At 73.0% G+C, this 12,331-nt stretch carries 13 protein-coding genes; 7 read left to right on the top strand and 6 right to left on the bottom strand.

Annotation, left to right across the window (positions count from 1 at the left end):
* Positions 1-36: 36 nt before the first annotated feature.
* Positions 37-810 (top strand): DNA-formamidopyrimidine glycosylase family protein, encoded by a 774-nt coding sequence (locus AC6CQV_RS00840; protein ID WP_498260010.1) that lies wholly within the window; start codon positions 37-39, stop codon positions 808-810.
* Positions 811-1,278: 468 nt separating this feature from the next.
* On the opposite strand, the gene AC6CQV_RS00835 is transcribed toward AC6CQV_RS00840, so the two are convergent.
* Positions 1,279-1,941, bottom strand: coding sequence for a YitT family protein (locus tag AC6CQV_RS00835; RefSeq protein WP_498260009.1), 663 nt, complete (start codon positions 1,939-1,941; stop codon positions 1,279-1,281).
* 89 nt (positions 1,942-2,030) lie between these two features.
* On the opposite strand from AC6CQV_RS00835, the gene AC6CQV_RS00830 reads away from it, so the two are divergent.
* The 5 genes from AC6CQV_RS00830 to AC6CQV_RS00810 are packed head-to-tail and all read left to right on the top strand — an operon-like array spanning position 2,031 to position 6,166.
* Positions 2,031-2,996 carry a phosphodiester glycosidase family protein gene (locus AC6CQV_RS00830; RefSeq protein ID WP_498260008.1) on the top strand — a complete coding sequence of 322 codons (966 nt, stop codon included), beginning with the start codon at positions 2,031-2,033 and terminating at the stop codon, positions 2,994-2,996.
* A gap of 5 nt (positions 2,997-3,001) precedes the next feature.
* Entirely contained in the window at positions 3,002-4,156 is a 1,155-nt protein-coding gene (locus tag AC6CQV_RS00825) for a bifunctional glycosyltransferase family 2/GtrA family protein (protein ID WP_191009101.1), read from the top strand.
* 39 nt (positions 4,157-4,195) lie between these two features.
* A complete protein-coding gene (locus AC6CQV_RS00820) occupies positions 4,196-4,603 on the top strand; it encodes a transferase (protein ID WP_061782438.1) in 408 nt (135 codons plus the stop codon).
* Positions 4,604-4,654: 51 nt separating this feature from the next.
* Positions 4,655-5,395 carry a LysR substrate-binding domain-containing protein gene (locus AC6CQV_RS00815; protein ID WP_498260007.1) on the top strand — a complete coding sequence of 247 codons (741 nt, stop codon included), beginning with the start codon at positions 4,655-4,657 and terminating at the stop codon, positions 5,393-5,395.
* Between the two features lie 45 nt (positions 5,396-5,440).
* Positions 5,441-6,166 carry a glutamine amidotransferase-related protein gene (locus AC6CQV_RS00810; protein WP_101306917.1) on the top strand — a complete coding sequence of 242 codons (726 nt, stop codon included), beginning with the start codon at positions 5,441-5,443 and terminating at the stop codon, positions 6,164-6,166.
* A gap of 13 nt (positions 6,167-6,179) precedes the next feature.
* On the opposite strand, the gene AC6CQV_RS00805 is transcribed toward AC6CQV_RS00810, so the two are convergent.
* Complete coding sequence (locus AC6CQV_RS00805; protein WP_498260006.1) at positions 6,180-7,007, bottom strand: TspO/MBR family protein; 828 nt, start codon at positions 7,005-7,007, stop codon at positions 6,180-6,182.
* Positions 7,008-7,103: 96 nt separating this feature from the next.
* Positions 7,104-8,837, bottom strand: a complete 1,734-nt coding sequence (treZ, locus tag AC6CQV_RS00800) for a malto-oligosyltrehalose trehalohydrolase (RefSeq protein WP_498260005.1) — start codon at positions 8,835-8,837, stop codon at positions 7,104-7,106.
* 82 nt (positions 8,838-8,919) lie between these two features.
* On the opposite strand from treZ, the gene AC6CQV_RS00795 reads away from it, so the two are divergent.
* A complete protein-coding gene (locus AC6CQV_RS00795; RefSeq protein ID WP_498260004.1) occupies positions 8,920-9,747 on the top strand; it encodes a DUF4344 domain-containing metallopeptidase in 828 nt (275 codons plus the stop codon).
* Between the two features lie 70 nt (positions 9,748-9,817).
* On the opposite strand, the gene AC6CQV_RS00790 is transcribed toward AC6CQV_RS00795, so the two are convergent.
* The 3 genes from AC6CQV_RS00790 to AC6CQV_RS00780 are packed head-to-tail and all read right to left on the bottom strand — an operon-like array spanning position 9,818 to position 12,331.
* Complete coding sequence (locus AC6CQV_RS00790; protein ID WP_061782442.1) at positions 9,818-11,035, bottom strand: amidohydrolase; 1,218 nt, start codon at positions 11,033-11,035, stop codon at positions 9,818-9,820.
* Positions 11,032-11,679 carry a VOC family protein gene (locus tag AC6CQV_RS00785; protein ID WP_060958363.1) on the bottom strand — a complete coding sequence of 216 codons (648 nt, stop codon included), beginning with the start codon at positions 11,677-11,679 and terminating at the stop codon, positions 11,032-11,034. The genes AC6CQV_RS00790 and AC6CQV_RS00785 overlap by 4 nt, the downstream gene beginning before the upstream one ends.
* Positions 11,680-11,707: 28 nt before the next feature.
* Positions 11,708-12,331, bottom strand: coding sequence for an alkylhydroperoxidase domain protein (locus AC6CQV_RS00780; protein ID WP_498260003.1), 624 nt, complete (start codon positions 12,329-12,331; stop codon positions 11,708-11,710).

Raw genomic sequence — 12,331 nt, 5'->3', positions numbered from 1 at the left:
GCGCCGGAGGCGGCCGCGCGATCTACGGAGGGGCGCATGCCTGAGGGCGACACCGTGTTCCGCACCGCCCGACGGCTGCACGAGGCGCTCTCGGGCGCCGAGGTGACCCGCTTCGACCTGCGCGTGCCGCGGTACGCCACGGCCGACTTGACGGGTGAGCTCGTGCACGAGGTCGTGCCGCGGGGCAAGCACCTGCTGATGCGCATCGGCGGCTTCACCCTGCACTCGCACCTCAAGATGGAGGGCCGCTGGCTCGTGTTCCGCCGCGGCGAGCGGTGGCGCTCCCCCGCCTTCCAGGCGCGCGCCATCGTCGGCACCGCGCAGGTGGATGCCGTGGGCTTCGAGATCGCGATGGTCGACCTCGTCCCCACCAGCGAGGAGGACGCCCTCGTCGGCCACCTCGGTCCCGACCTGCTCGGCCCCGACTGGGACCCGGCCGAAGCGGCGCGCCGCCTCTCCGCCGATGGGAGGCCCGTGCACGTGGCGGTCCTCGATCAGCGAAATCTCGCCGGGCTCGGCAACGAGTACGCCAACGAGCTGCTGTTCGTCCGCGGCATCCTGCCGACGACGCCGGCCGCCGACGTGGATGTCGCGGGTCTGGTGGACACCGCCGCGCGGATGATCACCGCCAACCGGGACCGACCATCGCGGACCTTCACCGGTGACACCCGACCGGGTCGGCAGAACTGGGTCTATCGGCGCGAGCGCAAGCCCTGCCGGCGGTGCGGCACGCCCATCCGCCGCACCGAGCTGGGCGCGACCGAGACGAGCGAGCGCATCGTCTTCTGGTGCCCCGTCTGCCAGACGTGACCGCGGCGTCCACCGAGGACGCCGCAGAATCGGAGCGTCGCACCGCATTCGGATGCCGCGGCATCCCCCGACCGCATCCGTGATCACCCTCCGCATCCGCTGCGGCCGCGCGCGAGCACGCCCCGCGCCACCACCAGAATCGGACCACGATCACAGAATCGGATGCCACGGCCCCCACCCTCCGCATCCGCGACCACCCTCCGCATCTACTGCAGCCACGCGCCAGCACGCCCCGCGCCACCACCAGAATCGGACCACGGCCACAGAATCGGATGCCACGGCCCCCACCCTCCGCATCCGCGACCACCCTCCGCATCTACTGCAGCCGCGCGCGAGCGCACCCCGCGCCACCACCAGAATCGGACCACGGTCACAGAATCGGATGCCACGGCCCCCACCCTCCGCATCCGCGACCACTCTCCGCATCTGCTGCAGCCACGCGGCGACAGCAAAACGCCGGCGCGCGGGTCAGCGACCGAGGTAGCGGCCGGGACGGTGGTTCAGGGCCAGCACCAGGTTGAGGAGCACCGCGCCGGCGGCGCTCATCAGCACGTTCTGCCAGGGGACGACCAGCAGCGCGAGCGCGACGATCAGCACGTCGAAGATCATCATCGTCCAGCCCGCCCGGAAGCCCGTGCGGTCCTGGATCTCCAGCCCGATGATGTTGATGCCGCCGACGCTCGCGCGATGGCGGAAGAGGATGAGCACCCCCACGCCCGCCAGCAGGTTGCCGGCGAGGGTGCCGTAGAGCGGCTGCAACCCCTCGATGGGGAAGAGGGCGTCGTGCAGCGGCGCGAACGCCGACACGAGCGCGATGGAGATCACCGTGCGGATCGTGAAGTCCCAGCCCCGACGCCAGACCGCCAGCAGGGCGAAGGGCAGGTTGACCGCGGCGAAGAGCACCCAGAACGGCCAGCCGGTCGCGTAACCGAGGAGCAGCGAGAGGCCGGCCGTGCCGCCGGTCACCGCCTGTGTGGCGTGCAGCAGGTGCAGTCCCGAGGAGACGAGGAAGGTCCCGGTGAGCAGGCCGAGGATGTCTTCGCCGACCGAGTGATCCTGCGCCTTGGTGTCGAAGACGAGCGTCGGACCGGTGGTCGGGTCGTCATCTGCGGGAGCGGTCACGGCATCCATCTTCGCAACATCCGCGGGGCGCGACGTTCATAGCCGCCGCGTAGCCGCCGCCAAGGGGGCGCCTACCGCGACCGCCGAGGGTGGTCCTCATGAAAAAGCGTGTCAAGCACTCCCTCATCGCCGGTGGGGTCGCGGTCCTGCTCGCCGCGGGGGGCGGGACGGCCTGGGCACTCGACCGGTTCGTCGTCCCCCACGTCGTCGTCTCGGACGTCGCCGCCTACGAGGCGGCGCAGAACGGCACGGCCTCGGCATCCCCCACGGCATCGGCGTCCGCCGACGCGACGAGCACGGCCTCGACGCCCGTCGTCACCGCCACCACCTACACCTCCGACGACGCGGCGATCTCGATCAGCACGCACACCCAGGGCACCGGGGACGCCACGGTCACGTACTACGTCGCCGACATCACGCTGAGCGACGCGACCGCGCTGCGCAGCGCCTTCGCGAACAACCAGTTCGGCGAGAACATCACGGCCCTCGTGAGCGACACGGCGACCGCCAACGGGGCGGTGTTCGCCGTCAACGGCGACTACTACGGCTTCCGCGACTCGGGGATCGTCATCCGCAACGGCGTCGTCTTCCGCGACGACGGCGCACGCGAGGGCCTCGTCTTCTACAAGGACGGCACGGCGGCGGTGTACGACGAGACGCAGACCTCGGCCGCGGAGCTGCTCGCCGACGGGGCGTGGAACACGTTGAGCTTCGGTCCCGCGCTGGTGGAGGACGGCGCGGTCGTCTCCGGCATCGACGACGTCGAGATCGACACCAACATCGGCAACCATTCGATCCAGGGCGAGCAGCCCCGCACGGCGATCGGCGTCATCGACGAGAACCACATCGTGATTGTGGTGGTCGACGGGCGCAGTCCGGGCTACAGCGCGGGCGTCACGATGAGCGGACTCGCCGACATCATGGTCTCGCTGGGCGCCACCACGGCGTACAACCTCGACGGGGGCGGGTCGAGCGAGATGTGGTTCAACGGCACGGTCGTCAACAAGCCCTCCAACGGGGGCGAGCGAGCGACGAGCGACATCCTCTACATCGCGGCGGGGTGATCGCGATGCACATCGTCCTGATCCCCGCGTACGAGCCCGACGGCCGTCTCGTCGACGTGATCGCCGCCCTCACCGCCGCGGCGCCCGAGACGCCCGTCCTGGTCGTCGACGACGGCTCGGGTGAGCGGTTCGCCCCGGTGTTCGCGGCCGCCGCGGCGGCGGGCGCCGTCGTGCTCCGGCACGGACGCAACCGCGGAAAGGGCGCGGCGCTGCGCACCGGGTTCGCTCACGCCGCGCGGGCATGGCCGGGCGCGGCGGTGGTGACGGCGGATGCCGACGGCCAGCACACCCCGGCGGACATCCGCCGCGTCGCCGAGGCGGTCGATCCCGACGGCGCGCGGCGTCCGCGGGAACTCGTCGGCCAGTCCGCCGGCTCCGCCTCCGGCCCGCGGGCCGGCACCCCCGCAGCGACGCCGACGGCGACGACACCGACGGCGGACGACGCGGCCCGCGCACGCACGATCGTGCTCGGGGCCCGCGCCTTCTCCGGGGAGGTGCCGCTGCGCAGCCGCGTCGGCAACGGCACCACCCGCTGGGCCTTCCGCCTGGCGACCGGGCAGCGGCTGCGCGACACCCAGACGGGACTGCGGGGGTATCCGGCCGCGACGCTGCCGTGGCTGCAACAGGTTCCCGGCGACCGGTTCGAGTACGAGCTGGCGATGCTGCTGCGCGCCCGCGGCGCCGGGATCGCGCTCGCGGAGGTGCCGATCGAGACCGTCTACCTCGACGGCAACCGCTCCAGCCACTTCCGGCCGGTGGCGGACTCGGTGCGCGTGTACGGCCCGCTGCTGAGGTTCACGGCCTCGGCGCTGCTCGCCTTCGCCATCGACACCGCCGCGCTGCTCGTGCTGGACGCGTTGACCGGGTGGCTGCTCTTCTCGGTGGTCTTCGCACGTCTGTTGAGCGCCAGCGTGAATTTCGCCGTCAACCGCTCGTTCGTGTTCGGTCGCGCCCGGTCGCTTCCCACGCGCACGACGGCGCTGCGCTACTTCTCGCTCGCGGGGTTGCTGCTGGCGGCGAACTACGGCATCCTCAGCGCCCTGACGGACGCCGGCATCCCCGTCCTGCTGGCGAAGATCGCGACCGAGACGACCCTCTTCGTGGTCAGCTACGGCGTGCAGCGGACGGTCGTGTTCGCCCCGACGCCCGGCCGGGAATGATTCCCGCCCCGACGCGGTTGCGATCACCAGGAGGGATTCGTGGGTAAGAACTACATCGACATCGAAGACGATCGCGGGCAGACGCTCCGCTATCGAAAGCACGTCAACGGCCGCGGGCTGGTCGCGAACGGCGCGAAGGTGCACGCCTCCGCGCTCGTCGAAGCGGGCGCGTATGTCGAACCGGGCGCGCAGATCGCCGCGGGCGCCCACATCGGCCGCGGCGTCTGGATCGAGCCCGACGCGGTCATCGGCCCCGACGCGGAGATCGCCCCGCACGCGCACATCGGATCCGGCGCGGCCATCGGCCCGCGCGCGAAGATCGGTGTCCGCACCGTCGTCGGCGCGCACGCGCGCGTCGCGGGCGGATCGCTCATCGGCGACGACGAGCAGATCGCCGACGGCGAGCGCGTCGCGACCGACCGCCGCGGATTGCGCCTGGCCGCCTGACGCCCGCCCGTCCCGCGTCGTCCGCCGGCCCACCCGGCTACGCTGGCCTGCATGGCAGGCAGTGGTGCGGGACGCGCGAACCGGCGCGGGGGCAGACCCGCCCGCCCGGGTTCGGGGCGCACGTCCGGAGCGCCCGCGGGCGCGGCCAAGAAGCCGCCGCAGAAGAGGCCCGCACCGCCGCCCGTCGAGCCGCACGGCACGTTCCGACTCGGCGCGATCGAGGGCGCGACGCCGGGCACCTGGATCGACCGCTGGCGTGAGCGGATGCCGCGTGTCGCGGTCGACCTGGTACCCCTGGGCATTGCCGATCAGCGTGAGGCAGTCGCCTCGGCATCCGTCGACGCTGCCCTCGTCCGCCTCCCGCTGGATCGCGCGGGGCTGCACGTCATCGAGCTGTACGACGAGGTGCCGGTGGTGGTCTGCGCCGCCGACTCGCATCTGACGGCGGCCGACGAGCTCACGCTCGACGACCTCGACGGCGAGGTCGTCATCGCGCCGCAGCATCCGCCCGTCGAGATCGCGGTGCCCGGAGCGCTCGTTCCCCGGTTCGCGGCACCCGAGAGCGTCGGCGAGGCGATCGCGATCGCCGCGTCGGGGGTCGGCGTCGTGATCGTGCCGATGTCGCTCGCGCGGCTACACCACCGCAAGGACGCCACCTTCCGCCCCCTCGTCGGCGGACCGGTGTCGACCGTGGCCCTCGCGTGGCCCGTGTCGGCCGACGGCGACAACGGACCGCTCGTCGACGCGTTCATCGGGATCGTGCGCGGGCGCACCGCCAACTCGTCGCGCTGACGTCACACGCGGCCGCGTCGCGGCATCGCCGCCTAGACTCTCCGCATGGCTCCGCTCGTCTACGTGTGCGCGCGCCCCCAGCAGGGCGCGGCGGCCGCCGAGTACGAATCGTTCCGTCTCGCCATGCACCTCGACGAAGGCGATCTGCAACGGTGGGACCTCGTCCGCGACCCGTGGCCGGCCGATGCCGCCGTCCGGTGGCGCGGCGCCGTCGTCGGGGGAAGCCCGTTCAACGTGACCGACCCCGAGTCGGCGAAGACCGCGGCGCAGCGACGTCTCGAAGCCGACCTGGCGCGCCTGGCGGAGGCGGCGGCGGCCGGGGAGACCGCGGCCCTCTTCACGTGTTACGGCATCGGCGTCGCGACCCGCACGCTCGGCGGGGAGGTCACGCGCGCCTACCCCGAAGACACCGGACCGACGGTCGTGAACCTGACGGACGAGGCCCGCCGCGACGGCCTGTTCGGCGCCCTCGCGCCCACCTTCTCGGCGCTCACCGCGCACAAGGAGGGAACGGGGCGGATGCCGGAGGGTGCGGTGCTGCTCGCGACCAACGAGGCCTGCCCCGTGCAGGCCTATCGCCTGGGCGACACGCTCTACGCGACCCAGTTCCACCCCGAGCCCACCGGTCGCGCCTTCACGGAGCGCATGGCGGTCTACCGCGACGACGGCTACTTCGCGGCCCACGACTACGACCGCATCGCCGGGCTGGTGCTCGCCGCCACGCTCACCGAGCCGATGCGCATCCTCCGCGCCTTCTCGCAGACGTTCTGACGCGCGACCCTCGTCAGTCCCCGATGGTCGCGGCGACCGCGCGTCGGCGACCTGCCGCCGCGATCGCCGAGACCAGCACGACGACGGCCACGACGAAGGCCGCGGTCGCGACGGCGGGGGCGTGCGGCTCGCCGCTCGTGCGCGCGATCCCGATCCACACGAGGCCCCACGACATCGCGAGCGCCGGGGCGATGCGTCCGCCCGATCCGAACGCGACCGCGACACCGACGAGGGCGACGACCACCAGGACGATCACGCCCCACAGCTGCTGACTGTCGGCATCCATCGCGGGCACGACGTCCGCGGCCAGCCAGGCCGTGATGTTGGCGACCGTCGCGAGGCTCACCCAGCCGAGGTGGATGCCGACGGTGCCGTCCATGAGCAGTCGATCGGCCCACGTCTCCGGAGGCGTCCGCACGAGAGCCCGCAGCGTCGCGCCCAGGGCGACCAAGAGCACGATGATCGCGATCACCGTGGCCGGCAGCGTGAGGAACTGCGCCGCGAGGAGCCAGCCGCCGTTGAGGACGGCGGTGATCGCGATCCACCACCCCGCGCGCCGCTGGCGCTCCCGCCCACGCTGTGCGGGCAGGGCCTGCCAGACGGCGTAGGCGACCATGAGGACGTAGACGACGGACCAGATCGAGAACGCCGGCGTCGCCGGCGCGAGCACGGTCGCATCGGCATCCAGTGCGCCGCCCTGCAGGTCGCGGACGTTCGTGCCGCCGAACAGTCCGGTCCCCACCATCGCGGCGATGATCATGAAGACCACCGCGGAGATGACGACGATCTGACGCGCGAGGTCCGCGCCCGTGGGGCTCTGCGTGCCGCGAGAAGTGTCCATGCCTCTCACGGTATGCAGGGATGCCGCCGTGCGCCAGGCCCTTGACAGGCACCGCGACGGCTCCCGGCGCACCGGCGGTCAGCGAGACACCGGTGGTCAGCGAGACACAGGGCCGACGATCGCGGCGGTGTCCGCCGGGAGCGCGAGGGCGCCGGCGTCCGCAGCGCCCGCGGGGGCGCCGGACGTGGCGAGCCACACCTCGCGCCCGTCGAGGTCGATGCTCCACGGCTCGGGCGAGAGGTTGACGTAGACGGCCGCGGCGTCGCGGCGGAGCACCCACCGTCCGGGACCGGCGCTCTCGGCCTCGTGCCCGCGGCGATCCGGGTCGGTCAGCTCGGGGCGGGCTCGCCGCAGCCGCGACAGCGCCCGGTACAGCTCCAGCAGTCGCGCGTGCACGCCGGCGCCGGGCTCCGCCCAGTCCAGCTTCGACCGCTCGAACGTCGCGGGATCGTTCGGGTCGGGCACGAGCGCCTCGTCCCAGCCCATCCGCGCGAACTCCGCCGTGCGGCCCTCGCGGGTCGCGGCGGCGAGCTCGGGCTCGGGATGCGAGGTGAAGAACTGCCAGGGCGTCGAGGCCCCCCACTCCTCCCCCATGAACAGCATCGGCGTGCCGGGGGCGGTCATCGTCAGCACCGCCGCCACCTCGAGGCGCTCCGCCGACAGCGACTGGCTGAGCCGGTCGCCGGCGGCGCGGTTGCCGATCTGGTCGTGATCCTGCGCGAAGGTCACCAGGCGCCATGACGGCACCGCGGCGGGGATCGGCGCCCCCCAGTCGCGATCCCGGAACGAGGAGAACGTGCCGTCGTGGTAGAAGCCGCCGGTCCACGTCTTCGGCAGCGCCTGCGGGTCGGCGAAGTCGGCGTAGTACCCCTCCGTCTCCCCGGTGAGGGCGACGTGCACCGCGTGATGCCAGTCATCGACCCACTGCGCGGTGAGCCCGTAGCCGCCGGCCTCGCGCGGAAGGATCATCACCGGGTCGTTGAGGTCGCTCTCTGCGATGAGCGTCAGCGGCCGGCCGAGGTGGGCCGACAGCGCGTCGACCCGCTCGGCGATCTCCCGCAGGATGTGCACGGGGCTTGCGGCCGACTCGTGCAGGGCGTGCACGGCGTCCAGGCGCAGACCGTCGACGTGCATGTCCCCGAGCCACATCAGCGCGTTGTCGATGATGTGGTCGCGCACCGCGCGCTGATCGAGATCGACGCTCGATCCCCACGTCGTGCTCTGCCCGTCACGCAGGTACGGCCCGAACTCGGGCAGGTAGTTTCCCGAGGGGCCGAGGTGGTTGTAGACGACGTCCTGCACGACCGCGAGGCCCGCCGCGTGCGCCGCGTCGACGAAGCGGCGGTACGCCTCCGGCCCGCCGTAGTCCTCCTGCACCGTGTACCAGAGCACGCCGTCGTAGCCCCAGTTGTGCGTGCCGTTGAAGCCGTTCACCGGCAGCAGCTCGACGTGCGTGACGCCCAGGTCGACGAGGTGCGGCAGGCGCCCGATCGCGGCATCCAGCGTGCCCTCGTGCGTGAAGGTGCCGACGTGCAGCTCGTAGACGAGTCCCCCGGCGAGCTGACGCCCGGTCCAGGCCGCATCGGTCCAGGCGAAGGATGCCGGGTCGTCCCAGGCCGAGAGCTCGTGCACGCCCCGCGGCTGACGCCGCGAGCGCGGGTCGGGGCGCACGGCGCCGTCGTCGAGCACGAAACCGTACTCGTCGCCGGACGCCAGCGTCAGCGGAGCCGTCCACCAGCCGGCCTCCCCCGCGGTCAGCTCGACGTCGTCGAGCCCCGGTCGCCGCAGTCGCACCCGCGCCGCGCGCGGCGCCCACACCTCGATCGTCATGCGACCATCCTGCCGGTCGCGACGAGATCGCCGTGACCCCTTGACCTCGCCCCACGAGCGGTCCTCTGCGAGGATGCTCCCCATGCGCCCTCGCCTCCTCTCCCGCCGCGCCCGCATCGTGAGTGTCCTCGCCGCCGCGACGGCCCTGCTGGCCGGATGCACGGCGCCGGACCCCGACGCCGCGGCGAGCGGGGCATCGTCCGCCGGCCACGTCGTCGTCGACTACGCGGCGACGACGACACCGGAGAACGAGACCGAACGACGCCTCTTGCAGGACGCCGGGCTCCTCGAAGCCTTCGCCGCGTGGATGGAGGAGACGGTGCGCCTGCCGAAGGACATCACCCTCGTCGCGAAGGAGTGCCAGGACGCCAACGCGTTCTACACGGCGCAGGACTCGACGATCACCGTGTGCTACGAACTACCCGCGAGCGAGCGCGTCTCACTGCGCGCCGACGGCACCGCCGACGCGGACATCGACACGCAGCTGCTCGAGAGCGCTCGCGAGGTCCTCTTCCACGAGGGCGGCCACGCCCTGCTGGCCGAGCTGGACCTCGCATTCACGGGCCGGGAGGAGGACGTGGCCGACCAGTTCTCCGTCTACGCGCTCACCGGCACCGAGGCCGACACCGACTCGCTGATCACGGTGGCGAAGCTCTACTACCTGCGGGCGCAGGCGGTCACGACCATCGACGAGCTCCCGTTCTCCGACACGCACGGACTCGACGCGCAGAGGTCGGCGAACTTCCTCTGCTACGTCTACGGGGCCGCCCCGGACCGCTACGACTACCTCGTCACCGACGGCGTCCTCGACGGCGACCGCGCCGCCGGGTGTCCGGAGGAGTACGCCCAGCTGACCGCGGGCTGGAGCGCCCTGCTCGCGCCGTTCCGGACCAGCTCCGCGACCTCCTGACTCCGACACCGGGCCCCGCACCGCGGGGTCCGGTGTCGTCGCTTCGCCTGTCCGCGTCCGCGCAGCGCGCTCAGTCCGCCCAGCGGGAGGGGCCGCCGGATGCCGCGAACTCCGCCGCCGCCGCGGCGCGCAGCTCGGGGTCGGCCGCGTAGGCGACGGCCGTCGCGGCGAGGGCGGCCGCGGCATCCACGAGCGCGTCGGTCGCGGCCGGCAGCACCGTGAGATCGGCGAAGGCCGCGTTGTGCGGGAAGACGTCGTCGGGTCCGCCGAGGCCGAGCGACGGGTGGATCGACGGCACGAGCCGGCTGACGTTTCCCATGTCGGTCGACGGTCCGCCCTGCGGCGGCTCGGCCGGCGGCGGGACCTCGTGCCCGCGTGCGGCGAACGCATCCACCCAGCGCGAGGTGAGGGCGGTGTTCGTCTGCAGCGGCAGGTACGGCGGGACCGGGTCGACGTCGATCTCGGCGCGCGTTCCCGTGGCGAGCGCAGCACCCTCCAGCACCGCGACGACGCGGTCGGTCAGCTCGCGGAGCGCGGCGACGTCGGCCGACCGCACGTAGAACAGCGCCGAGGCGCGTTCGGGCACGATGTTGGGCGCGGCGCCGCCGTCGGTGATGATGCCGTGGAGGCGGTCGGTCGGCAGGATGTGCTGGCGCAGTTGCGCGATGCTCTGGTACGCCGTCACGACGCCGTCGAGCGCGTTGCGGCCGAGCCACGGTGCCCCCGCGGCGTGCGCGGCGCGGCCGTGATAGGTCACGGCGACTCGCCGCACCCCGGTGGTGCGCTGGCCGAGCACCGAGCTGGTGCCCGATCCGCTCGAGGGGTGCACCATGCCCGCGGCATCGACGTCGTCGAAGCCGCCGGCGCGGATGATGAGCTCCTTGCCGCCGCCGTTCTCCTCGGCGGGGGTGCCGATGAGCGACAACCGCCCGCCGAGGCCGGCGACCACCGGCGCCGCCGCGAGGTACGCGCCCACGGCGACGGCCGCGATCACGTTGTGCCCGCAGGCGTGGCCGATGCCCGGCAGGGCGTCGTACTCGGCGATGATCGCGAAGTGCGGGCCGGATGCCGCGCCCGCCGCGGCCGTGCTCGCGCGCAGGGCGGTGTCGAGGCCGAAGGCGCCGACCTCGACATCCACACCGTGTGCCGCCAGCAGCGACGCGATGCGGGCGACCGACGCGTGCTCCTCGAAGCCGATCTCGGGCTCGTCGTAGAGCTCGCGCGCGAGCCGCTCGAGCTCGGGGCGGAGCCGCTCGACGGCGTCCGCGATCTCCGCGTCGGCGCTCACAGCTCGACGAGCTCGCCGTCGGCGCGGCGCAACGTGAGCCGGAATCCCGACTCCTCACCCGCCACGACCTCCGCGACGCCGTCGCCCAGGCCGTACGCGCCCAGGATCGCCTGCAGCGGCGCCGGGTCGGGCTCGGTGCGCACGAGCGAGACCAGCTCGATGGTGGGGATGTCGCTGAGGCCCGGCTGCGGGGTCGTGCCCCAGTCGATGAGGAACGGCACGTCGATGCGACGGTTCTCCCCGCGGGTGAGCCGCCACTCCAGCAGCGTTCCGTCGGGCGTGCGCCGCGAGAGGTCGCTGACGTCACCCGGGTCGTAGCCACCGGCGCGGGCGGTGGCGACCGTCGCCTCGATGTCGGACGGGTGCACCGCGTAGGCCTGCACGCGGGGCGCGGCGAGGGTGGCGATGCCGAAGGTCTCCGGCAGTTCCGGCTCGGGACGCGCCGGGTTCGGGCCGATCAGCTCGATGTACTGCGGGCCGCGGCTGCCGTCGACGGTGAGCGCGACGAGCGCGTTGGCGGTGCCGGTCGGGTGCGCGCCGCCGGGCGCGGCGACGACACCGGTGCGCTCGGCGAACCAGTCGACCAGGGCGGCCAGGTCGGGGCCGGCGATCACGACGTGGTCGAGAAGGGTGGGGATGCTCATGGATGTCCTCGCTATCGGGGTGGAACGTCTATCGGGTCGCGGCGCGTCGCGCGGGCACTTCGGGCTCGCCGAGCGACAGCATGAGGCGGTTCGCCCAGTTGAAGAACGCGGCGCCGCCGATGACGTCGACGATCTCGGCGTCGTCGAGGCCCGCATCCCGCAGGCGCGCGATGTCGGCCTCGCCGAACGCGAGCGGGGTGTCGGCGAGCGCCACGGATGCCGCGACCACCGCGTTCCACGTCTCGTCGCCGAGGTCGGCCTCCACGCCCTCGTCGAGCAGGCGCTGCACGTCGGCCTCGCGACCGGACTCGCGGGTGGCGGAGGCGGCGTGCACGGAGGCGCAGAAGACGCAGCCGTTGTGACGGGAGGTGGCCGCGGCGGCCAGCTCCCGCTCGGCGCGCCCGATGCCGCCCGAGACGTTGTAGAAGATGTCGAGGTCGGTGAGCGTGCGGGCGCGCAGCGCCTCGGGGTCGCGTGCGAGCAGTCGGAAGTACGGCATCTTCGCGCGCGCGGGCTCGATGAGCGCGTCGCGCTGCACGTCGGTCAGCTCGTCCTCGGCCACCGGCAGCAGCCACGGCACCCAGCCGAGCCCCTGCTGCGTGAAGGCGTCGGGGCGGGCGAGGTCGGTGTACGTGGTGACGGTGTCGGTCAT

The organism is Microbacterium sp. EG9, from assembly GCF_059759475.1.
Note: the sequence above shows the minus strand (reverse complement) of the source record. Positions and strands in the feature narration are given on the sequence as shown.

Coding starts and splice junctions, on each gene's coding strand:
- AC6CQV_RS00840 (WP_498260010.1), top strand. CDS start 37: ATGCCTGAGGGCGACACCGTGTTCCGCACCGCCCGACGGCTGCACGAG.
- AC6CQV_RS00835 (WP_498260009.1), bottom strand. CDS start 1,941: ATGGATGCCGTGACCGCTCCCGCAGATGACGACCCGACCACCGGTCCG.
- AC6CQV_RS00830 (WP_498260008.1), top strand. CDS start 2,031: ATGAAAAAGCGTGTCAAGCACTCCCTCATCGCCGGTGGGGTCGCGGTC.
- AC6CQV_RS00825 (WP_191009101.1), top strand. CDS start 3,002: ATGCACATCGTCCTGATCCCCGCGTACGAGCCCGACGGCCGTCTCGTC.
- AC6CQV_RS00815 (WP_498260007.1), top strand. CDS start 4,655: ATGGCAGGCAGTGGTGCGGGACGCGCGAACCGGCGCGGGGGCAGACCC.
- AC6CQV_RS00810 (WP_101306917.1), top strand. CDS start 5,441: ATGGCTCCGCTCGTCTACGTGTGCGCGCGCCCCCAGCAGGGCGCGGCG.
- AC6CQV_RS00805 (WP_498260006.1), bottom strand. CDS start 7,007: ATGGACACTTCTCGCGGCACGCAGAGCCCCACGGGCGCGGACCTCGCG.
- treZ (WP_498260005.1), bottom strand. CDS start 8,837: ATGACGATCGAGGTGTGGGCGCCGCGCGCGGCGCGGGTGCGACTGCGG.
- AC6CQV_RS00795 (WP_498260004.1), top strand. CDS start 8,920: ATGCGCCCTCGCCTCCTCTCCCGCCGCGCCCGCATCGTGAGTGTCCTC.
- AC6CQV_RS00785 (WP_060958363.1), bottom strand. CDS start 11,679: ATGAGCATCCCCACCCTTCTCGACCACGTCGTGATCGCCGGCCCCGAC.
- AC6CQV_RS00780 (WP_498260003.1), bottom strand. CDS start 12,331: ATGACCGACACCGTCACCACGTACACCGACCTCGCCCGCCCCGACGCC.